Annotated in this window: 17 protein-coding genes; 10 read left to right on the plus strand and 7 right to left on the minus strand. The window is 72.0% G+C overall.

Annotated elements, in window-relative coordinates:
* Positions 1-4 precede the first annotated feature (4 nt).
* Positions 5-910 (minus strand): LysR family transcriptional regulator, encoded by a 906-nt coding sequence (locus ACFU95_RS02440; protein WP_383820583.1) that lies wholly within the window; start codon positions 908-910, stop codon positions 5-7.
* Positions 911-998: 88 nt separating this feature from the next.
* Between ACFU95_RS02440 and ACFU95_RS02445 the strand changes: the two genes are divergently transcribed.
* Both ACFU95_RS02445 and ACFU95_RS02450 read left to right on the plus strand, forming a co-directional pair.
* Positions 999-1,829, plus strand: coding sequence for an oxidoreductase (locus ACFU95_RS02445; RefSeq protein ID WP_383820585.1), 831 nt, complete (start codon positions 999-1,001; stop codon positions 1,827-1,829).
* A gap of 245 nt (positions 1,830-2,074) precedes the next feature.
* A complete protein-coding gene (locus ACFU95_RS02450; RefSeq protein WP_383820588.1) occupies positions 2,075-3,652 on the plus strand; it encodes a S8 family serine peptidase in 1,578 nt (525 codons plus the stop codon).
* 7 nt (positions 3,653-3,659) lie between these two features.
* On the opposite strand, the gene ACFU95_RS02455 is transcribed toward ACFU95_RS02450, so the two are convergent.
* Entirely contained in the window at positions 3,660-4,877 is a 1,218-nt protein-coding gene (locus ACFU95_RS02455; RefSeq protein ID WP_383820591.1) for a serpin family protein, read from the minus strand.
* Positions 4,878-4,970: 93 nt separating this feature from the next.
* Here ACFU95_RS02455 and ACFU95_RS02460 point away from each other — a divergent pair, with 93 nt between their 5' ends.
* From ACFU95_RS02460 to ACFU95_RS02485, 6 genes are all read left to right on the plus strand, one after another.
* Entirely contained in the window at positions 4,971-6,143 is a 1,173-nt protein-coding gene (locus ACFU95_RS02460) for a DUF4190 domain-containing protein (RefSeq protein WP_383820593.1), read from the plus strand.
* Positions 6,144-6,302: 159 nt separating this feature from the next.
* Positions 6,303-7,055, plus strand: a complete 753-nt coding sequence (locus ACFU95_RS02465; protein WP_383820596.1) for a GntR family transcriptional regulator — start codon at positions 6,303-6,305, stop codon at positions 7,053-7,055.
* A gap of 390 nt (positions 7,056-7,445) precedes the next feature.
* Entirely contained in the window at positions 7,446-7,637 is a 192-nt protein-coding gene (locus ACFU95_RS02470) for an SPOR domain-containing protein (RefSeq protein WP_383820599.1), read from the plus strand.
* A 30-nt stretch (positions 7,638-7,667) separates the two neighbouring features.
* Positions 7,668-8,087: a (deoxy)nucleoside triphosphate pyrophosphohydrolase gene (locus ACFU95_RS02475; protein WP_383820602.1), complete on the plus strand. Its 420-nt coding sequence runs from the start codon at positions 7,668-7,670 to the stop codon at positions 8,085-8,087.
* A 140-nt stretch (positions 8,088-8,227) separates the two neighbouring features.
* On the plus strand, positions 8,228-8,659 hold the full coding sequence (locus ACFU95_RS02480) for an ATP-binding protein (RefSeq protein WP_383820604.1): 432 nt from the start codon (positions 8,228-8,230) through the stop codon (positions 8,657-8,659).
* A gap of 253 nt (positions 8,660-8,912) precedes the next feature.
* A complete protein-coding gene (locus ACFU95_RS02485; protein WP_383820607.1) occupies positions 8,913-11,654 on the plus strand; it encodes a SpoIIE family protein phosphatase in 2,742 nt (913 codons plus the stop codon).
* A 24-nt stretch (positions 11,655-11,678) separates the two neighbouring features.
* Here ACFU95_RS02485 and ACFU95_RS02490 read toward each other — a convergent pair whose 3' ends face one another.
* A complete protein-coding gene (locus ACFU95_RS02490; protein ID WP_383820609.1) occupies positions 11,679-13,352 on the minus strand; it encodes a hypothetical protein in 1,674 nt (557 codons plus the stop codon).
* 186 nt (positions 13,353-13,538) lie between these two features.
* Between ACFU95_RS02490 and ACFU95_RS02495 the strand changes: the two genes are divergently transcribed.
* Positions 13,539-14,558 (plus strand): phosphotransferase family protein, encoded by a 1,020-nt coding sequence (locus tag ACFU95_RS02495; protein ID WP_383820612.1) that lies wholly within the window; start codon positions 13,539-13,541, stop codon positions 14,556-14,558.
* A gap of 42 nt (positions 14,559-14,600) precedes the next feature.
* Here the strand turns inward: ACFU95_RS02495 and ACFU95_RS02500 are convergent, their stop codons facing one another.
* From ACFU95_RS02500 to ACFU95_RS02515, 4 genes are read right to left on the minus strand one after another with little or no spacing between them, the layout of a single operon-like run.
* Positions 14,601-15,377 (minus strand): succinate dehydrogenase/fumarate reductase iron-sulfur subunit, encoded by a 777-nt coding sequence (locus ACFU95_RS02500; protein ID WP_383820614.1) that lies wholly within the window; start codon positions 15,375-15,377, stop codon positions 14,601-14,603.
* The gene (locus ACFU95_RS02505; RefSeq protein WP_383820617.1) at positions 15,374-17,317 is read right to left on the minus strand and encodes a fumarate reductase/succinate dehydrogenase flavoprotein subunit; all 1,944 of its coding nucleotides are present in this window, start codon (positions 17,315-17,317) and stop codon (positions 15,374-15,376) included. Before ACFU95_RS02505 ends, ACFU95_RS02500 begins: the two co-directional genes overlap by 4 nt.
* Positions 17,318-17,338: 21 nt before the next feature.
* Positions 17,339-18,160 (minus strand): hypothetical protein, encoded by an 822-nt coding sequence (locus ACFU95_RS02510; RefSeq protein WP_383820620.1) that lies wholly within the window; start codon positions 18,158-18,160, stop codon positions 17,339-17,341.
* Between the two features lie 31 nt (positions 18,161-18,191).
* On the minus strand, positions 18,192-18,482 hold the full coding sequence (locus ACFU95_RS02515) for a hypothetical protein (RefSeq protein WP_062718301.1): 291 nt from the start codon (positions 18,480-18,482) through the stop codon (positions 18,192-18,194).
* 366 nt (positions 18,483-18,848) lie between these two features.
* Here ACFU95_RS02515 and ACFU95_RS02520 point away from each other — a divergent pair, with 366 nt between their 5' ends.
* The gene (locus ACFU95_RS02520) at positions 18,849-21,098 is read left to right on the plus strand and encodes an ABC transporter family substrate-binding protein (RefSeq protein ID WP_383820622.1); all 2,250 of its coding nucleotides are present in this window, start codon (positions 18,849-18,851) and stop codon (positions 21,096-21,098) included.
* Positions 21,099-21,401: the final 303 nt, after the last annotated feature.

Here is a 21,401-nt window from a genome sequence, read left to right on the forward strand (position 1 = left end):
CGGGTCAGGGCCGCCCTGTCACCTGCCGGCACGCCTGTGCGTAGGCCCGTACGAGCGGACGGTGCCCGTCCTCGGCACGCCAGGCCAGCGCGTAACGGCTCGGTGAGAGGCCGCGCACCGGCCGGGTGACCACCCCGCCCAGGGTGATCAGCGGGGCGTTGCCGGCCGCCACGAGACAGACGCCGAGGCCCGCGACCAGGGCCTCGTAGGTCTCCTCGGTGCTCGCGATCTCCGCCCCGACGCGCGGCGCCCGCCCGTCCCGCTCGTCCAGGGCGAGCCAGTGGTCGCGCAACGGGCCCGCGCTCGGCGGCAGGGCGAGGAACGGCTCGGCCAGCAGTTCCGTGAAGTCGACCTGCGTACGGGCCGCCAGCGGGTGGGAGTCCGGGAGGGCGACCAGGCGGGGCTCCCGCGCGAGGACCGTCCAGGCGTAGCGGCCGGCGTCGGGGAGGGGCAGCCAGACGAAGGCCACGTCGGCGTCGCCGTCGGCCAGGCCCGCTGTCGGGTCCTCCCAGCTCACCTGGCGCAGGCGCAGGGCGGTGTCCGGGTGGGCGGCGGTGAAGCGGGAGCGGATCGCCGGGAGCAGGCCGCCACGGCCCGGGCTCGTGCTCATGCCGACGACCAGCGTGCCGCGTGCCGCCGCGCGGGCGGCCTCCACCGCCGCCGACCCCCGCGACCAGGCGTCCAGCACCCGCCGTGCGTGCGGCAGCAGCGCCGTACCGGCCTCGGTCAGGGTCACTCCCGGTGGATCGCGGCGGAACAGCTCGACGCCCAGTTGCCGCTCCAGCGCCCGCACTTGCTTGCTCAGCGCGGGCTGGGAGACGTACAGCCGTTCGGCCGCGCGGGTGAAGTGCAGCTCCTCGGCCACCGTCACGAAGTAGCGCAGGTCGCGCACATGAACGTCCATGGTCATAACCATCGGTTATCAGCGTGGGTCTTGGACGGGCAACCGGTACCGGCCGCACTCTGGGTGGTGAGCGATGCGACCACAAGGAGCTGTCATGAACAAGGTGTGGCTGATCACCGGCGCGACCAGCGGTTTCGGGCGGGCGATCGCTCAGGCGGCGCTCGCCGAGGGCGATGTGGTGGTCGGTGCGGCACGGCGGCCCGAGGGGCTGGACGACCTGGTGGCCGCGCACCCCGACCAGGTGGAGGCGCTGCGCCTGGACGTCACGGAGACGGGGGCCGCCGAGGCCGCCGTACGGGATGTGGTGGCGCGGCACGGCCGGATCGACGTCCTGGTCAACAACGCGGGCCGCACCCACGTCGGCGCCTTCGAGGAGACGACGGAGCGGGAGCTGCGCGAGCTGTTCGAGGTGCATGTCTTCGGGCCGGCCGCGCTCACCCGGGCCGTGCTGCCGCACATGCGCGAGCGGCGTTCCGGGGCGATCGTGCAGATGAGCAGCATGGGCGGGCAGATGTCCTTCGCGGGCTTCTCGGCGTACAGCGGAACGAAGTTCGCCCTGGAGGGCCTGTCCGAGGGCCTCGCGGACGAGGCCGCCGAGTACGGCATCAAGGTGCTGATCGTCGAGCCGGGGTCCTTCCGCACGGCGCTGTTCGAGGCCGGCCGGGCGGGGACCAGCGCGGACAGCGGCCTGTACGCCAAGGTGAGCGACACCCGCGGTTTCGTCTCGGGCGGCGACGGCACCCAGCCGGGCGACCCGGCCAAGGCGGCGGCCCTGATCCTGGCCGCGCTGGAGGCCGACCGGACCCCGCTGCGGCTGCCCCTGGGCGACGACGGGGTCACGGCCGTGCTCGGCCATCTGGACCAGGTCCGGGAGGACGTCGCGGCGTGGGAGAAGAGCACGCGGGCGACGGGGTTCGACGACTGACGGCGGGCCGGCGCCCTTCTCCCCGCCGCCGCACCGCGGCCCTGTTACGTCCGTGCAGGGCCCTTGTGCAATTCCTGTGCAGGCCTCAATCTTTCGGCGGGCGCACAGCTCTCGCACAGGATCCGGGACGGGCGGAGTCGGCAAAGCCGTCCTGAAGATTGTCATGATCATGCCTATCTGATCGGGTCCTGGTGTGCCTGCACCACCCCCCACCAGCGCACCACCAATCGAGGAGGACCCCTCAGATGGCAGTGATGCGTAACTCCCGCGGAGACACCCGGCGAAGACTGGCCGCCCTCGGCGTGGCGGCCACCGCGGCCCTCACCGCGAGCCTCGTCTCCGCTCTCCCCGCCGCGGCCGCCCCCGAGGGCCGTATCCAGTACGCCGGCGCGGCGGGCGCCGTCGCCGACAGCTACATCGTGACCCTCAAAACGGACCACGCCCGTTCGGGCTCCACGGCCGGGCGCACCCTCGTCGAGAAGTACGGCGCCGGCATCGAGCGGACGTACCGCAAGGCCCTCAACGGCTACGCGATCGCGGCCTCCGAGACCGAGGCGAAGCGGCTCGCCGCCGACCCCGCGGTCGCCTCCGTCGTCCAGAACCGGACGTTCGGCATCGACGCGACCCAGGCCAACCCGCCCTCCTGGGGCCTGGACCGCATCGACCAGAAGAACCTGCCGCTGAACAGCTCCTACACCTACCCGGACTCGGCCGGGCAGGGCGTGACCGCGTACGTCATCGACACCGGCGTCCGCATCACCCACAGTGACTTCGGCGGCCGCGCCTCCTACGGCTACGACGCCATCGACAACGACAACACCGCCCAGGACGGCCACGGCCACGGCACGCACGTCGCGGGCACGGTCGCGGGCAACGCCCACGGTGTCGCCAAGAAGGCCAAGGTCGTCGGCGTGCGCGTGCTGAACAACTCCGGTTCCGGTACGACCGCCCAGGTCGTCGCCGGCATCGACTGGGTCGCCCAGAACGCGGTCAAGCCGGCCGTCGCCAACATGTCCCTGGGCGGCGGCGCCGACACCGCCCTCGACACGGCCGTACGCAACGCCATCGCCTCCGGCATCACCTTCGCCGTCGCGGCCGGCAACGAGTCGACCAACGCCTCCACCAAGTCGCCCGCACGCGTCACCGAGGCCATCACGGTCGGCGCGACCACGAGCGGCGACGCCCGCGCGAGCTACTCCAACTACGGTTCGGTCCTGGACCTCTTCGCGCCCGGCTCGTCGATCACCTCGGCCTGGAACTCCGGTGACTCGGCCACCAACACCATCTCCGGTACGTCGATGGCTTCCCCGCACGTGGCGGGCGCGGCCGCGCTGCATCTCGCCGACCACCCCTCGGCCACCCCGGCCCAGGTCGCCGCTGCCCTGACGGCCGCCGCCACGACCGGCGTCGTCACCAGCCCCGGCACGGACTCGCCCAACCGGCTGCTCCACGTCGGCGGCGGGACGACCACCCCGCCCGGACCGCGCTTCGAGAACACCGGTGACGTCGCGATCAGCGACAACTCCACGGCCGAGTCACCGGTGACGGTCTCCGGCGTCCCGGGCAACGCGCCCTCCGCCCTGGCCGTCGAGGTCCACATCGTGCACACGTACATCGGTGACCTCCAGGTCCAGCTGATCGCCCCCGACGGCACGGCGTACACGCTGAAGTCGTACGGCACGGGCGGCAGTTCGGACAACATCAACACCACGTACTCGGTGAACGCCTCCTCGGAGGCGGCCAACGGCACGTGGAAGCTGCGGGTGAGCGACAACGCGAACTACGACACCGGGCGGATCGACGCCTGGGCGCTCCAGTTCTAGCCCCAGGTCAGTAGTCCTCCTCGTCCTCGCGGAACGGCTCCGGGTCCGCGACCCAGCCGGCCGCGAGGACGAGCCGCGTATGGCGGTGCAGGGCGAGGAACCCGAAGGGGCGGTCGAAGGTGGCCCGAACGCGGGTGGTCACCCAGCGCAGCTGCGGGACGCCCGCCCCGGCCGCGCCGAAGGCCGTCACCGCGGCGGCCTCGAAGCCGGTGGCTCCGAACCTGGCCATGGCGAACTGCCGGGCCGCGCCGATGTGCAGCGGAAAGCCGCTGATCCCGGGGAAGTGGCCGGGGGCCTGTTCCCCGCGCGCGGTCGTGAGCCCGAACACCTCGTGGTGGTCGAGGAGATCATGGTCCGCCCGCACCTCGTACGCCACGGTCCGGACCTCCAGCGTCGGCGGCTGGGGCGTCGCGCCGCGCTCCCTGACGACGCGCAGACCGGGACCCACGTCGCCGTAGGGAAGCCGGGGACCCGGCACGACCGGCTGCCTGCGGGCCAGGATGTCCACTCCCGCGGCCAGCACCTGCCCGGGTGTCGTCGCCTCCTCGCCCAGCAGCAGGTGGACGTCGATCGCGTTGTCGCTCAGCACCTTCAGCTCGGTGACGTGTCCCCGCGGTGTGTCCGCCACGCCGACGCGGTCCAGCAACGTGCTCGCGCGCCGCAGACCCTTCAGTTCCCGCCCGTGCCACGGCCCGACCTCCGCTGTCCGGGGCCACTCGTGGAAGGGGCGCAGCCACTGGGTCCGCAACGCCAGCGCGGTCGCCAGCACCAACTCGGTGTCCTCGTCCGGCAGGACGGGCATCTCCTCGATCAGTCCACCCGTCCGCTTCACCGCCCAGGCGTCCAGTGCCCCCTTGTCGGCCTCCGCGTTCCCCGTCAGCACCCCGTGTGCCTCCGCGGGCAGCCCCGCCTCCCACCGCTCCCGCAGCTCCAGCGTCCGCCTGGTCCACAGCCCGAGCGCGGAGTCCAGGCCCCGCATCGAGCCCATCGAGGCCAGCAACTCCCGTGCCGCGCCCGCCGCCCGGTCCGCCGGCAGCCCCACCGCGTCCGCCAGTTCGGCGCGCGCGGCGCCGCCCGCCCCGTCCGCCAGGAACGCGAGCAGCGGCCATACACCCGCCGCCGAGAAGACCGTGTTGCCCCCGCCCGGCTCCGAGTTCCGCACCGCCGCGGCCCACCGGGCGGTCAGCCCGTTGACCGCCCGGATCGTCGCGTTCGTGACTCGCATGACATCCCCCCTCGTCGCCCGCTTACGATTCGCCCAGTCGTACGCCCGTTCCCCCTCCCGGCGCCGCCGCCCGAAACCAGGAGCACGGTACTCGTGTCCATACCTCCGCCTCCCGGACCCCACCACCCGCAAGGGTCCCCGGAGCAGCCCCAAGGGCCGTACGCGCAGGGGCCGTACCCGTACCCGTACGCGCACGACCCCTACGGTCCGTACGGCCGGCCCGTGCCCGTCAACGGCGTGGCCATCGGTGCCCTCGTCCTCGGCATCCTCTGCTTCGTGCCGGCCGTGGGGCTGGTGCTGGGGCTGATCGCGCTGGCGCAGATCAGGAAGCGGGGCGAGCGCGGCAAGGGCATGGCGATCGCCGGTTGTGTGCTGTCCTCCGTCGGGCTGGCGCTGTGGGTGCTGGGGCTGTCCACGGGCTCCGCCGCCGACTTCTGGGACGGCTTCAAGGGCGCCGCACGGGGCGACGGCACCGCCTACGCGCTCGCCAAGGGCGACTGCTTCGACACCCCGACCGGCGATCTGGAGGGGGACGCCTACGACGTCGACGAGGTGTCCTGCGCCGACGGGCACGACGGCGAGGTGTTCGGCGTCGTCACCCTGCCGGGCGGCTCGTTCCCGGGCGACGACGAGATCGACCTGGCCGCGAGCCAGAAGTGCTACGCGCTCCAGGACGGCTACACCATGGACACCTGGGCCGTACCGGACGACGTGGACGTCTACTACCTCGTCCCGTCCCGGGAGAGCTGGCGGCTCGGCGACCGCGAGATCACCTGCCTGCTCGGCAGCACGGCCGAGGACGGCGAGCTGACCGGCTCGCTGCGCACCGACCCGACGACGCTCGACGCCGACCAGGCCGCCTTCCTCGCCGCGACCAACGCCGTCGACGCGGCCCTGTACAAGGAGCCCGAGGAGCACCCCGACGACGACCTGGCCGCCAGCCAGGACTGGGCCAAGGACGTGCACACCGCACTCGGCGAGCAGATCGAGGCGCTGCGCGGACACAGCTGGCGGGCCGGGGCGAAGAAGCCGGTCGCCGATCTGATCGAGGAGATGGAGGACGCCCGCAGGCAGTGGTCGCAGGCGGCCGCGGCGAGGGACGTGGACACGTACTTCACGCACTACGAAAGCGGGTACGAGTACGTCGACGGCCCGACGACGGTGACCGCGCGCAAGGCTCTGGGCCTGGACACCACGGTGCCGAAGCCCTACGAGGACGACTCCGACGGCGGCGGGAGCGGGATCGCGGGCGTCCTCGATGCGTGAGCGGATGTGTGAGCGCGGCTATAGCGGGGAGAAAGTGCCTGCGTAAAGCCCTCGGCGGGCACAAGTCATCACATCGAGTGATTCTCTGGCCTTTGCTTGCACCGGACAACCCACGGTTGCCACGCTGTTGCTGTCTGTACAAGCTGATGGGAGCGGCCAGTGACTTTCGGTGAGCAGCCGGCGTACCTGCGCGTCGCGGGTGATCTCCGCAAGAAGATCGTCGACGGCTCGCTGCCACCGCACACCCGCCTCCCGTCCCAGGCCAGGATCCGCGAGGAGTACGGCGTCTCGGACACCGTCGCGCTGGAGGCCCGCAAGGTGCTGATGGCCGAGGGCCTGGTCGAGGGCCGGTCCGGCTCCGGGACGTACGTCCGTGAGCGGCCCGTGCCCCGCCGGATCTCCCGCTCCGGCTTCCGCCCGCCGACCGGTGCCACGCCCTTCCGCCAGGAGCAGGCCGACGGCGAGACGCGCGGCACCTGGGAGTCCAACAGCGCGCAGGCCGAGGCGTGCGGTGCCGTCGCCGAGCGGCTCGGCATCCGCCCCGGGGACCGCGTCATGTGCACGAGGTACCTGTTCCGGGACGCGGGCGAGGCGATGATGCTCTCCACCTCCTGGGAGCCGCTCGCCGTCACCGGCCGTACGCCCGTGATGCTGCCCGAGGAGGGCCCGCTCGGCGGCATGGGTGTCGTCGAGCGCATGGCGGCCATCGACGTCGTCGTGGACAACGTGACGGAGGAAGTGGGCGCGCGCCCCGGCCTCGCGGAGGAACTGCTGACACTGGGCGGCGTCCCCGGTCATGTGGTCGTGGTCATCCAGCGCACGTACTACGCGTCCGGGCGTCCGGTGGAGACCGCGGACGTGGTGATTCCGGCGGACCGCTACCGGGTCGCGTACCACCTCCCGGTGAAGTAGCGCACTCGCTCGTGAAGTAGCGCACACCTTCACGGCCGTTACCTCCGGCCGAGCATCAACTCCCGTCCCTTCGACGGCCGTTCGAATCTGGCCGTTTTCGCAGGTCGTCCCCGGCGTCCGCGGTATGCCCGTGACCGGATACGTCGACGTCCGCGCACGGCGCATTCGATGCCGTGCGCCCCCTACGACTTGGCTGGTTGCGTACCTCTTTGTGAAAAGCCGTATTCGCAGCGTAAAGGTTAGGCGTAGGCTCGGGCATATGCGGATTGCGGTTTCCTTGGCGGGTGGGGCACGGCACAGGCCGCGAGCGAAGCGGGATGGAGGTTCTCCCGGCCGAAGGCTGGGGGAGGGACTCGGGCGGTCGTGGGCGGGAAGGGGCGGTGGGGCGCGATGAACGACAGCACGATCACGCTTCCTTGGCTCGTGATTCGGCAGGACGACAACGGCAACCGCTACCGCGTGGGCCGGTACGCGACACGGGCGGAGGCCCAGAAGATCGCGGACAGCCTCGACGGTCGCGGACACAAGCAGCTGTACTGGGTCGAGCGGCTCGCGCAGAACGGCGACAGCGCGGACCGCTGACGATCGGCGTGCTCCCGTAGGCTCCGGCGCATGACGGAACGGATCGTGGTCGGCGCCGCGCTGTTGGACGGGGACCGCCTGCTCGCGGCGCGCCGCAGCGCGCCCGAGGAACTGGCCGGGCGCTGGGAGTTGCCCGGAGGCAAGGTCGAACCCGGCGAGGTGCCCGAGGCGGCGCTCGTGCGGGAGCTGCGGGAGGAACTCGGCGTGGACGCCGAGGTGATCGAGCGCGTGCCCGGGGTGTGGCCCCTGAGGTCCCCCTACGTCCTGCACGTGTGGACGGCCCGGCTCCTCGCCGGTTCCGGGGAGCCCGAGCCCCTCCAGGACCATGACGCGCTGCGCTGGCTGGAGGCCGGGGAACTCTGGGACGTGGACTGGCTGGACCAGGATGTGCCGGCGGTCCGGGAGGTCGCGGTGCGGCTCGGGGGCGCGGGTTCTGAGCCGTCGGTATGACGGCCTGTGGGTTCTCACTTCCGTGGAGGGCTGCCGCCCCGGTGGAGAGCTGCCGCCCCCTGGATCTGTCCGGACCCTCCTGCGGTACTGCCCATTGAATATAGGGTATGTGCTCATTAACCCTATGAAACCGGACATGGGTGAGCCCGCTGGCCTGGGAAGTGATCGGCGTGATCGACACCGATGGCGGCTACGCCGAGTGGACCTTTCCCGCGGAGGCGGGCGCGGTGCGCGCGGCACGCGCCGCTGTGCGTGGCCGGCTGCGTGACTGGGAGCTCGACAGCCTCGCCGATCTCGCGGCGCTGCTCGTCAGCGAGCTGGTCACCAACTCCCTGCGGCACGCCACGGGCCCCATCGGGGTGCGCCTGGTCCGCCCCGCCGACCTCGACGGTGTCCTCCTGGTGGAGGTCTCCGACCCCCTCCCGGACCCCCCTCGCGAACGCGTCGCCCACCCCGAGGACGAGAGCGGTCGCGGCCTCCAGCTCGTGGCGCACTCGTCGCGCCGATGGGGTACCCGGCCGGGCCGGAACACGGGGAAGACGGTGTGGTTCGAACTCGCCGTGCCGGAGTGAACGTGGCGGTGTACGCCCGCCCCCACCCTGTCGAGCGACTGGTTCAGGCCAGTGGCAGTTGTCGAAACGCGTGATTCGACTGCGTGTCAGCTGGTTAGAAGACTGGAAGTGTTTCCACGTCCGGGACCGAAAACCATCGGGAACGTGCTGTGATCGTGAACACCGTGTTGTGCGGGGCCGTAGTGCTGGATACTGCGGGCAGCCGCCGCCGGTGACCGGTGCCGGACGCGGTGAGCTGGAGGGGACGGTTCGCGTGAGCGAGATACCAGCGAAGGCCACGGAGTCCGAGGACCCGTCGGACGGCGCGAGGGCGAAGGCCGCGGGAGAGCGGGCCGACGACACACGGGCCTCCCGCGGCGATTCCCACGGCACACGCGCCACACGCGCCTCCCATGACACACGGGCCTCGCAAGCCTCCCGGGACGACACACCCGCCCAGGCCCCGCGCGATGCCGGCTTCGCCCTCGACGAGCCCCGGCCCGGCGATCCGATGTGGCAGAGCAGTCCGCCCGGCTCGATCTACGACTACATCAAGGTCGCGTCCTTCTCGATCGGCCCCGACGGCCTGGTCGACCAGTGGAGCCTGCGCGCCGAGCAGATCTTCGGCATCCAGGCCGAGCGTGCCGTCGGCATGGACCCCATCGAGGCGTTCGTCGACCCGGACCTGCGCGAGCAGGGCCAGCGCAAGATGGCCGAGATCCTGGACGGACGGGAGTGGACCGGAGTCGTCCCGTTCCGGACGCCGGACGGCGCGGACGGGCGACGCGGTCAGGACGGCCTCGCCGAGGTGTACGTCATGCCGACGCGGACCGAGGACGGGGAGAAGGCCGCCGTCTGCATCGTCGTCGACGTCCGCACGCTCCGGCGGATGGAGACCGACCTCGCCGCCTCGCAGGCGATATTCAGTCAATCTCCGTTCGGCTTCCTGCTGATCGACCCCGAGCTGCGGGTGCGCCGCGTCAACCAGCGCTTCGCCTCCCTCTTCGGCGGGACCCCCGACGACCATCGCGGCCGGGGCGTCCACGACTATCTGCCGCGTCCCGAGGCCGACCGCGTCGCGGCGACCCTGCAGCGTGTCCTGGACAGCGGCAACTCCATCACGGACATGCACGTCACCGGCTTTCTGCCCGGCTCCGACGAACGCCGCCACTGGTCCGTCAACCTCTACCGGGTGCACAGCGGCAGCGGCCGCCCCATCGGCATCGCCTGGCTCGGAATCGACATCACGGCCCGCCGTGCCGCCGCCCGTGAGGCGGCCGCAGCCCGGCGCAATCTCGCCCTGCTGAACGAGGCCGGTGCCCGCATAGGCAACTCCCTCGACCTGGAGACCACGGCCCGCGAACTCCTCGACGTGGTGGTTCCCGGCTTCTGCGACCTGGCCACCGTCGACCTCTACCAGGGGCTGCTGGCCGGCGACGAGACCCCGCCCGGTCTCGCCGACGGCAGCGCCGAACTGCGCCGCGTCGCCTTCTCCAGCGCCGTCTCCGACGCGCCCTTCGTCGGCGGCGGCGCGCCCGTCGCGGTCGGCGCCGTCCACCACTACCCGTTCAACTCGCCCTGCGCGGACGCCCTGCGCACCGCCCGGCCGCAGCATGTGCCCGGCGAGGAGGGCGGCCTCGTGCAGTCCACGCTGGCCGTGCCGATGGTCGCCCACGACACGGTCGTGGGACTGGCGCAGTTCGCCCGCACGAAGGGCAGCGAGCCGTTCGGCGACCGGGACCGCGACCTCGCGGTGGAGCTGGCGGCACGGGCGGCGGTGTGCATCGACAACGCCCGCCTGTACCGGCGCGAGCACGAGCGCGCGCTGATACTGCAACGGTCCCTGCTGCCGCCGGGGGACCCGGTCGCCTCCGGCCTGGACATCGCCTGCCGCTATCTGCCGGGCAACTCCTCAGCCGACCGGCCCAGCGAGGTGGGCGGCGACTGGTTCGACGTCATAGAACTCCCCGGTCACCGCACGGCGTTGGTCGTCGGGGACGTCATGGGCCGAGGGCTCCGTGCGGCCGTGGCCATGGGCGAACTCCGTTCGGCCGTACGAACGCTGGCGTTGCTGGACCTCGAACCGGCCGAGGTCCTCTCGGCGCTGGACGAGATCGCGCGCGGCCTCGGCGCCCCCGGCGGGGTTCAGCAGGCCACCCGCGCGGCCCGCCGGCCCCGCGAGGCGGACCTGTCCGAGGTGTACCTCGCGACCTGTGTGTACGCGGTCTACGACTCCGTCACGCGCCGCTGCACCTTCGCGAACGCCGGTCATCTGCCGCCGGTCCTCGTCGAACCCGGCGAGGCCGCGCTGATGCTCGACGTGCCGCCGGGCATGCCGCTGGGCGTGGGCGGGGAGCCGTTCGAGGAGGTGGAGGTCGAACTCCCGGAGGGCGCGCTGCTGGCCCTCTACACGGACGGCCTGGTCGAGTCCCGCGACCACCCCCTGGACGAGGGCCTGCAAGCCTTCGTCGGCGCGCTCACCGACCCGACCCGCCCGCTGGAGGACGTCTGCGACCACGTCCTCAACACCCTCGACAGCCACCACGGCGAGGACGACATCGCCCTGCTGATGGCACGTGTCCAGGGGCTGCCCGCCGAGTCGGTCGGCGACTGGACCCTGCCGCGCGAGCCGCGCAGTGTGGGCCGCGCACGCGAATACGCCCGCGGCCAGCTCCTGTCGTGGGACCTGGAGCCCCTGGTCGACACCACGGAGCTACTGGTCAGCGAACTGGTCACGAACGCCCTTCGCTACGGCGAGGGCGAGATCAGACTCAGGCTGCTGCTGGACCGCACGCTGGTGTGCGAGGTCTGGGACTCCGGCCTGGTCCAGCCGCGCCGCCGCCGCGCCCGGGACACGGACGAGGGCGGGCGCGGGCTGCAACTGGTCGGCCTGCTCAGCGCCGCCTGGGGCTCCCGGCGGACGCCGCGCGGGAAGACGGTGTGGTTCGAACTGCCGCTGCCGGACGGTGAGAACGGGCTGGCGGACCCGGCGGAGGCGTTGCTGAGCCTGTTCTGAGTGCCGGCCCGCCCCTGAACGCGCTCACGCGCCCGGCGCGCCGCCGGTGCGTCGGCCCCGGGTGCGCGGTCCGCCGAAGGCGGCGGGTGCGCCGCCGTCCGGGCCCCCGCCCGACAGGATGCCGCCGAGAAGGGCCCCGGCGAGGCCGCTGATGTCCTCGGTGGGGCCGTCGACGGGGTGGCCGTGGACGCGGATGTCCTGTTCGGCCAGGTCATGGGCCTGCCGGGCCAGCATGTCGGCCGCGAGGAGGTCGGCGAGGTGCGGACCCGGCGCGGCTGCCGGGCGAGCGAGCAGGCGCCGGGCCTCCGCCAGGCGGGTGCGCGCCTCGCTCCCCACCGCTGCCCGGTGCGTCGCGACGACGTCGTCCCCACCCCGCACCGCACCGCGTGCGCAGAGCAGCGCGGCGGCCGCGATCACCCCGGCCCGCCCCGCGGCGACGGGCCCGACGGCCTGCACGATCCGCCGCAACAGGTCGAGGGGGTCGTACGGCCGCCCCGAGGTCAGCTCCTCCCGTACACCGGCCAGCGTGAGGTCGGCGTGCGTGACGCGGGCGCGCAGCTCGCCGGGGGGTACGTCCGGGTACGGGTCTCCCACCCCCGTCAGCGACTGCCGTGCCCCGGCGATCTCCACCTCGCCCCCGGTCAGCGCGGCCGGCACCAGCGCCGAGGCCGTGGCGAGGTCACCGGAGAGCCTCTCTACTCCCTCGATGAAGACGGCGGCCTGGGCGATGGCCCCCTCGGCGGCCCGCAACCGGCCCGCCGCCCGCTCGTTGTCGCCCGAGTCGGCGGACTGACGGGCGTGGTTGAGGCGTGTGGTGGCGAACACCAGCCGGTCCTTGGCCTGCTCGACATGGCCGGCGACGGCGGCGGTGGCGGAGGGGGCGTACCGCTCGCCCAGCTCGCTCAGAGCCGCGCCGGCACCCCCGGTCCGCCCCGCCAGCTCCCGGAACCGGCCCTCCGCGACGACCAGGGCATGGCCCAGACCCCCGCCCAGGCCCTGCTCCAACCCCCGCACCTGGTCGAACGCGGCGGCCCGGGCATCCAGCAGCCGACCCGCCTCCTGGCACCGCCCGACGATCCCGGCGAGCGCGTGCCGCCTGGCCGCGCCCTCCTGCGGCACCCCGCCCTCGTACTGCCACCGCATCCGGAACGCGACCGCCAACTCGGCCGCGGCGTCCCGCAGGGCCCGGGTGAACGGCTCGACCACTTCGCCGTGGCCGACCGCCTCGGCCTTCTCGACGCGCGCGAGGTCCGCCCACTCGAACCTCCCCTCGACGAAGCCGAGCTCCTCCCCGCTGACCCGCACCCAGTCGTCCGCCTCGGCCAGCAGAGCCCGGGCCTGCTCGTCGACTTGCCCGGCCGGCGGCTCGGCGGCCTGCACCGGTGCCCCACCAGGTGTCGTACGCCCCCGTGCCCGCCGCCTGCGCCGGATGAACCCGTATCCCGCGAGCACCGTCGCCGCGACGACAGCCAGCGCCGGCATCACCAGATCGACGTCCGAGGTCCCCTCGTTCTCCCCCTGCGCCGCCGCACCGGCGACGGGCCGGTCCGCCCCGCCCGCGACCGCACCCCCGACGGTTATCGCGGGCAACACCAGCCACACCACCCCGACCAGCCCGCCCACCAGCGCGTGCAGTACCCGCACCGACAGGTGCGAGCTGCTCCGCCGCGGGCGGCCCCGTATCAAGGATGGCGTCACATTTCGGAGCGTATGAGCAGGAATGCTCGGGCGCGACCGGGATGCGTCCGGGGTGGCCGCATGCGACGTGGGAAACCAGCTGTGGTCCGACGGGCGGCGGTGCGAGGATCGGAGGTTCGTGCGCCGCCGCGCCGGCGCGCACCCTCATCCGTGCACGCACCGCCGACCAGCGAGGAGCCCACCCCCGTGCCCGCCACCCGCAAGCACCTCACCCGCGACGACCTGGCCCCCCTCGCCCGGGCGGCGACCGGCCCGCACCGCGCCCTGGCCGGCGTCACCCGGCTGCGCGGTGGTTCCAAGAAGGGTGTCTACCGGTTGGCCTTCGACGACGACACGACCGCCGTCGCCTACGTCTGGTCGCCGGACGAGGACTACTGGGACGCCCCGCCCGTCGACCCCGTCGACCCCCGCGACCCCTTCCACGGAAGCGGCGGCCTGGACCTGCTCACCGCGGCGCACGACCGCCTGACCGCCGCCGGTGTCCGCACGCCGCGCCTCCTGTACGCCGACGCCACGCGCACCCACCTCCCGGCGGACGCGGCGATCGTCGAGGACCTCCGGGGAGGGAGCCTGGAGGAGGCGATGGAACGGGACCCGGTCGCCGGCCGCGTCGCCCTGGAACGACTCGCCGACCAGCTCGCCACCCTGCACACGCACCAGGGGCCGGCCTTCGGCAAGGTCGCCCTCGTCGACAACGGCGGTGCCCCGTCCTCCCCTTCCTGCGAGCAGCGCGTCACCGAGGGCGCTCTGCGCGACATCGCCGCGACCGCCGTACGGGACGAAAGGATCGCCGCCGCGCGCGAGGACCTTCACGCGGCCGTGCGCGAACTGTCCGCCGCGGTCCGCCCCCGCACCCGCCACACCCTCATCCACGGCGAACTCGGCCCCGACCACGTCCTGTTGGACGCCGAGGGCACCCCCGCCCTGATCGACATCGAAGGGCTGATGTACTTCGACGTGGAGTGGGAGCACGTGTTCCTGGAACTGCGCTTCCACGACGCCTACGACGTCCTGCGCGCCCCCGGCCTGGACGAGGACCGGCTGCGTCTGTACCGCCTGGCCATGCGGCTGTCCCTGGTGTCCGGCCCGCTGCGGCTGCTGGACGGCGACTTCCCCGACCCGGAGTTCATGCGGGGCATCGCCGAGCACAACCTGCGCGAGGCGCTGGAACTGGTCGGCCGACGAGACCTGCTGTCCACGACGTGAACATCCCGCGGCCGACCTGCCGTGGCCGTCGCCGGGACGAGCTCAGCCCGACGACGTCCGCCGCATGATCTTGTTCCCCAGCCACACCAGCGGGTCGTACTTGCGGTCGACCGCCCGCTCCTTCAAGGGGATCAGCGCATTGTCCGTGATCTTGATGCCCTCGGGGCAGACCTCCGTGCAGCACTTGGTGATGTTGCAGTAGCCGAGGCCGTGTTCGTCCTGGGCCGTGGCCTTGCGGTCCAGGCCCGTCTCCGCGGCGGCGTCCAGCGGGTGCATGTCCAGCTCCGCGACCCGCATCAGGAAGCGCGGGCCCGCGAAGGCCGGCTTGTTCTCCTCGTGGTCGCGGACGACATGGCAGGTGTCCTGGCACAGGAAGCACTCGATGCACTTGCGGAACTCCTGCGAGCGGTCCACGTCCTCCTGCATCATCCGGTACTCGCCGGGGCCCACACCCTCCGGCGGCACGAAGGACGGGACCTCGCGCGCCTTGGCGTAGTTGAAGTTCACGTCCGTGACGAGATCCCGGATCACCGGGAACGCCCGCAGCGGCGTCACCGTGATCGTCTCCTCCCGGGTGAACACCGACATCCGCGTCATGCACATCAGCCGCGGCCGCCCGTTGATCTCCGCGGAGCACGAACCGCACTTGCCCGCCTTGCAGTTCCAGCGGACGGCCAGGTCCGGGGCCTGGGTGGCCTGGAGGCGGTGGACGATGTCCAGCACCACCTCGCCGTCGTTGACCTCGACCTCGAAGTCCTCCAGGCCGCCGCCCCGCACATCGCCCCGCCACACCTTGAAGCGGGCCTCATAGCTGCTCACTGGTAGAGCTCCTCTTCGGGGAGGTACTTGACCAGCTCTTCCTTGTCGAAGAGAGCCAGCAGGTCCTGACGGACGGGGTCGGTGGTCTCGCGCAGCAGCGTGATCTGGCCGCGTTCGGGGTCGGGGGCGGCGAGTCCGGCCGAGGGGTCGGCCAGTTGGCACAGCAGGTTGATGTCGCGCCACTTGCGGTCCATCGTCGGATGGTCCTCGCGGGTGTGCCCGCCGCGCGACTCCGTGCGCTCCAGCGCCGCCCGCGCCACGCACTCGCTGACCAGCAGCATGTTGCGCAGGTCGAGCGCGAGGTGCCAGCCGGGATTGAACTGACGATGCCCCTCGACGCCGGCCCGGCGGGCACGTACGCGCAGTTCCGCCAGCTTCTCCAGCGCCTGTTCCATCTCCGCCTCGCGGCGGATGATGCCGACGAGATCGTTCATGGTCTGCTGGAGTTCCTGGTGGAGGGTGTACGGGTTCTCCGGCGGGCGTCCGTCGTCCTCGCTCCCCGCGGGCCCCTCCGCGGAGAAGGGACGCAGCGCCTCGGCGGCCGCCGTGTCGACCTGCATGTCGTTGACCTCGGGGCGTTCGAAGGCCCGCGCGGCCGCGTACTCGGCGGCGTGCCAGCCCGCCCGGCGGCCGAACACCAGCAGGTCGGACAGCGAGTTCCCGCCGAGCCGGTTCGAGCCGTGCATCCCGCCGGCCACCTCACCGGCCGCGTACAGGCCCGGCACCCCACGCGCCGCAGCCGTGTCCGACTCGACCGCGATACCGCCCATGACGTAGTGACAGGTCGGCCCGACCTCCATGGCCTCCGCCGTGATGTCCACATCCGCCAGCTCCTTGAACTGGTGGTACATGGAGGGCAGCCGGCGGCGGATGACCTCCGCCGGCATCCGGGTGGACACGTCCAGGAAGACCCCGCCGTGCGGGGAGCCGCGCCCCGCCTTCACCTCGGCGTTGATCGCCCGCGCCACCTCGTCACGCGGGAGCAGCTCCGGGGGCCGCCGGTTGTTGTCCGGGTCCTCGTACCAGCGGTCGCCCTCGTCCTCCGACTGGGCGTACTTCTCCTTGAAGACGTCGGGGATGTAGTCGAACATGAACCGCTTGCCCTCGGAGTTGCGCAGCACCCCTCCGTCGCCGCGCACCGACTCCGTGACCAGGATGCCCTTCACCGACGGCGGCCAGACCATGCCCGTCGGGTGGAACTGCACGAACTCCATGTTGAGCAGCGGCGCGCCCGCCAGCAGCGCCAGCGCGTGGCCGTCGCCGGTGTACTCCCACGAGTTCGACGTCACCTTGAAGGACTTGCCGATCCCGCCCGTGGCGATCACCACGGAGGGGGCGTCCAGGACGAAGAAGCGGCCGGTCTCGCGCTCGTAGGCGAAGACCCCCGACACCCGGCTGCCGTCTTTGAGGATCCGGGTGACCGTGCACTCCTGGTAGATCCGCAGACGGGACTCGTAGTCGCCGGTCTCCTTCTTGTCCTGCTGCTGGAGCGAGACGATCTTCTGCTGGAGTGTGCGGATCAGCTCCAGGCCGGTCCGGTCGCCGACGTGCGCGAGGCGCGGGTACTCATGGCCGCCGAAGTTGCGCTGGGAGATACGGCCGTCCTTCGTACGGTCGAAGAGCGCCCCCCAGGTCTCCAGCTCCCACACCCGGTCCGGCGCCTCCCGCGCGTGCAGCTCGGCCATCCGCCACTGGTTGAGGAACTTGCCGCCGCGCATGGTGTCGCGGAAGTGGACCTGCCAGTTGTCGTGCTCGTTGGCGTTGGCCATGGCCGCCGCGATGCCGCCCTCGGCCATCACGGTGTGCGCCTTGCCGAACAGCGACTTGCAGATCACGGCCGTACGGGCACCCCGCTCACGCGCCTCGATCGCCGCACGCAGACCCGCGCCCCCGGCGCCGACCACGACGACGTCCCACTCCTGCCGTTCGACCACGGACATTGGTTTCAGTCCCCACTCAATCTAGAAGAAGCGCGGATCGTCGAAGACCCCGGACGCGACGAGATAGACGTAGAAGTCGGCGAGCGCCACGCTCACCAGCGACGCCCACGCCAGCTGCATGTGGCGGGCGTTGAGCTTCCCGATCCACTGCCACATCCGGTAGCGCACCGGGTGTTTGGAGAAGTGCTTGAGCTTGCCGCCGACGATGTGCCGGCAGGAGTGACAGGAGAGGGTGTATGCCCAGATCAGCACGATGTTGAGCAGGAACACGAGGGTGCCGAGGCCCATGTGGCCCCACGCGTAGTGCTCGTCGCGGAAGGCGAGGACCGTGTCGTACGTCAGGATTCCGGCGACCAGGAGCGCGGCGTAGAAGAAGTACCGGTGGATGTTCTGCAGGATCAGCGGGAAGCGGGTCTCACCGGCGTACTTCGTGTGCGGCTCCGCCACCGCGCAGGCCGGGGGCGACATCCAGAAGCCGCGGTAGTAGGCCTTGCGGTAGTAGTAGCAGGTCAGGCGGAAGCCGAGCGGGAAGATCAGGATGATGACGGCGGGGGAGATGCCCCACCAGCTCCCGAAGAGGTCCCAGTTCGGCCCGGCGCGCATGGGCTCGCAGTTCTCCGCCAGACAGGGCGAGTAGAACGGGGAGACATAGGGCGCCGCGTAGTAGTCCGCGCCTGCGAAGGCCCGCCAGGTCGAGTAGACGATGAACGCCAGCAGACCGGCCGCGGTGGCGGCCGGAGCCAGCCACCAGCGGTCGGTCCGCAGGTGCGGGGCGGAGATCGCGGCGCGCGTACCGGTGCGTACGCCGCCGCTGTTCAGATGGGGTTCCGTACCAGTGGCCAATGCATGACTCCGGTCGGGTCAGGGGGTGGGATCAGGGTGCGCGGCGGTCCCGGGCGCCGAGACCCTCGTCATCCGTGTCGATCCACAGAGAGTCGTCGTACGGCGTGTCGGGGATGGTGACGAGCTCCGGTTTGCGCTGTGTGGCGGGGGACGCGGCGGCGTCCCGCAGCAGCGCGACGCTCTCGCGCAGATGGTTGGCGTCGGTGCGGACGCGGCGCATCTCGATTCCGCCGGTGCCCAGCTGCTTCTCCAGCCGGCCCACCGACCGGGCCAGGTCGTCGAGGCAGCGCTGGACAGCTGTCAGGTCGTCTTGAACGGACATGACGTGACCTCACTTCCGTGGGCCCTACGGCCCTGGGTGGCAACGTTCATGCGCCTGCGAGTGTTGCGCGTCACACCTATCGCTGTGAAGGGATGTGCAGCGATTGGCGGATTGCGCGCCTCCATTGCACGCCCGCACGCGCTCTGTGTACGCCGGGGAGCCGAAAGGTTGCGAGGAGTGCGTCGTGCGGAGCGCGTTGCTCCGCACGGGTGTCCTTGCGCGCCCTCGCCGCCGTGTCGTCTCCGCCTGGCGAACCCTTTCCTCTTCAGTGGGTGCCTTAGATCAGATCAGCTCCAAAATACCGCCAAACGTGATCAAAACGCACTTATTGTCACCGGCGAGAGCCGCTCCCCGGAGGTACCTGAGATGTCCCACGTCGGCGTCGGACCCAGGCCTGGCCGCAGCGCGGTCATGCGCTCGGCCACCTTCCTCATCGCGGGCGCGCTCGCGGTGCCCGCGCTCGCCGGTTGCAGCGACCCGGACCCGGCCGGCAAGCCGCTGGCCGGGCAGGACATCGCACCGGCGGGCCGGGCCCAGATCGCCGACGGCGGCACGTTGCGATGGGCCGTGGACGCCGTACCGGAGACGCTGAACACCTTCCAGTCGGACGCCGACGCCACCACGACCCGGATCGCGCAGGCCACACTGCCGTCGATGTTCCGGCTCGACGCGACCGGGCGGGCGCAGCGCAATCCGGCCTACCTGGAGTCGGCCAAGGTCGTCGAGACCGAGCCCAAGCAGGTCGTCCTGTACAAGCTCGACCAGCAGGCCGTCTGGAGCGACGGCCGGGAGATCGGCGCCGCCGACTTCGCGGCCCAGTGGCGGGCCCTGTCCGGCAAGGACAGCGCGTACTGGACCGCCCGCAACGCCGGCTACGACCGCATCGAGAAGATCGAGCGCGGCGACAACGACCTGGAGGTCCGGGTCACCTTCGCGCGGACGTACGCCGACTGGCGGTCGCTGTTCTCGCCGCTGTACCCGAAGGAGGTCATGGGCACGCCGGACTCGTTCAACGACGGGGCGCGGCGAAGGCTCAAGGTCACCGCCGGGCCGTTCACCGTGCAGAAGATCGACCGCAAGGCCGACGAGGTCACGCTCACCCGCAACCCCCGCTGGTGGGGGGAGCCGGCCAAGCTGAACGAGATCGTCCTGCGGACCGTGCCGCGCGACCAGCGGGCGGCCGCGCTGGCCGCCGGGGATCTCGACCTGGCCGAGATCGACCCCGCCGCCGCCCGGCGCATCGCGATCGCCGCGCCGCGTCCGAAGGCACCGTCGGCCAGTGCCGGCGCCGGCGGTACGCCGCTGATGGGACCCGACCGGCGTACCCTCACCGCGGCGCAGCGGCGGGACAAGGCGAAGTTCCGGGGCTTCGAGGTACGCAAGTCCCTGGAACCGGCGTACACCCAGCTCGCCCTCAACGGCGCCGAGGGGCCGCTCGCCGACGAGCGGGTCCGGCGGGGCGTGGCACGCGCGCTCGACCGTGAGGAACTGGCCAAGCTGGTCCTGTCCCCGCTCGGGCTCCCCGCCAAGCCGGTCGGCAGCCATCTCGCACTGTCCGGCCAGCCCGCGTACGCCGACAACAGCGGGGCGATCGGCGGCCAGGACACGGCGGAGGCAGAGGCGCTGCTCGCGGACGCGGGGTGGGTGCCGGGCGGGCCGGTCAAGAAGGGGTCGGACAAGGAGAAGGGGGAGAAGGCGGCGGGGAGCGAGGGGAAGAAGGCGGAGAAGTCCGAGAAGGCGGAGAAGGGCGAGAAGGCCGGGAAGGGCGAGAAGGCCGACAAGGAGCAGCGGGCCGACAAGGACTCCGAGTCCAAGGCCAGGTCGCGTTCCGAGTCCGAGTCCGCGTCCGCGTCCGAGTCCGCGTCCGAGTCCGGCTCCGAGGACGACGGGACGTACATCGTCGGGGAGGACAACAAGGGGGAGGAGTCCGACAAGGAAGGCGGGCGGCACCTCGCCCAGGACGGCAACAAGCAGCTGACGCAGGGCGGGGCGCCCGGCGCCTACGCCCCGCAGGGCACCCCGGCGCCGGCGGGCGCGGCGGCGCGGCCGCTGGCCAAGGACGGCAAGGCGCTGACCTTGCGGTTCGTGGTGCCGGAGGGGGCGGGCTCACAGACGTTGCGGACGGTGGCGGACCGGATCGGGCTGATGCTGGAGCGGGTCGGGATCCGTACCGAGATCACCAAGGTCTCGGACGAGAGCTACTTCAAGGACCACATCGCCTCCGGTCAGTACGATCTCGCCCTCTACTCCTGGCCCGCCTCGGCGTTCCCCGCCACGGACGCCCGCCCCATCTACGCCAAGCCGGTTCCCGCCGCCGACGGCTCTCTGAACGTCGAGCAGAACTACACGCGGGTGGGCACCGACCAGGTGGATCAGCTCTTCGACCAGGCGATCGGCACGCTCGACGAGTCCGAGTCGCGCTCCCTGATCCGTAAGGCCGACTCCCGGATCTGGGCCGCGGCCGGGTCGATCCCGCTCTTCCAGCGGCCCCAGCTGACGGCGGCGCGGGCGAATGTCGCCAATGCCGGTGCCTTCGGCTTCGGTACGCCGGTGTACGAGGACATGGGTTTCCTGAAGAAGGGCGCGCAGCCGTCCCCGAGCGCGTCCACCAACTGACCTTCCTCGCCCCCGCCGCCCCTACCCGTCCCATCCCTGGGAGCTGCCGCCCCCGGACCCCCGCTGTCGGCCCTTCGGGCCTCGTCCTCAAACGCCGGACGGGCTGAAATACTCAGCCCCTCCGGCGTCTGAGAAGCGGGGCGGGAACCGGGGTTCGCACCCGTCTCCGGGCCCTAAAACCGACTCCCACCTGCGCAAACGTATCCCGGCGAGCCCCAGTGGCAACGGCCACGTACCATGGGGTAAGGCCGTGGCGTGTCAAGCCCGGCAGGGCCCGCGTAACACAGACGTACGCGAGAGCCG

The sequence above is a fragment of the Streptomyces sp. NPDC057623 genome (genome assembly GCF_042800355.1).
Classification (GTDB): domain Bacteria; phylum Actinomycetota; class Actinomycetes; order Streptomycetales; family Streptomycetaceae; genus Streptomyces.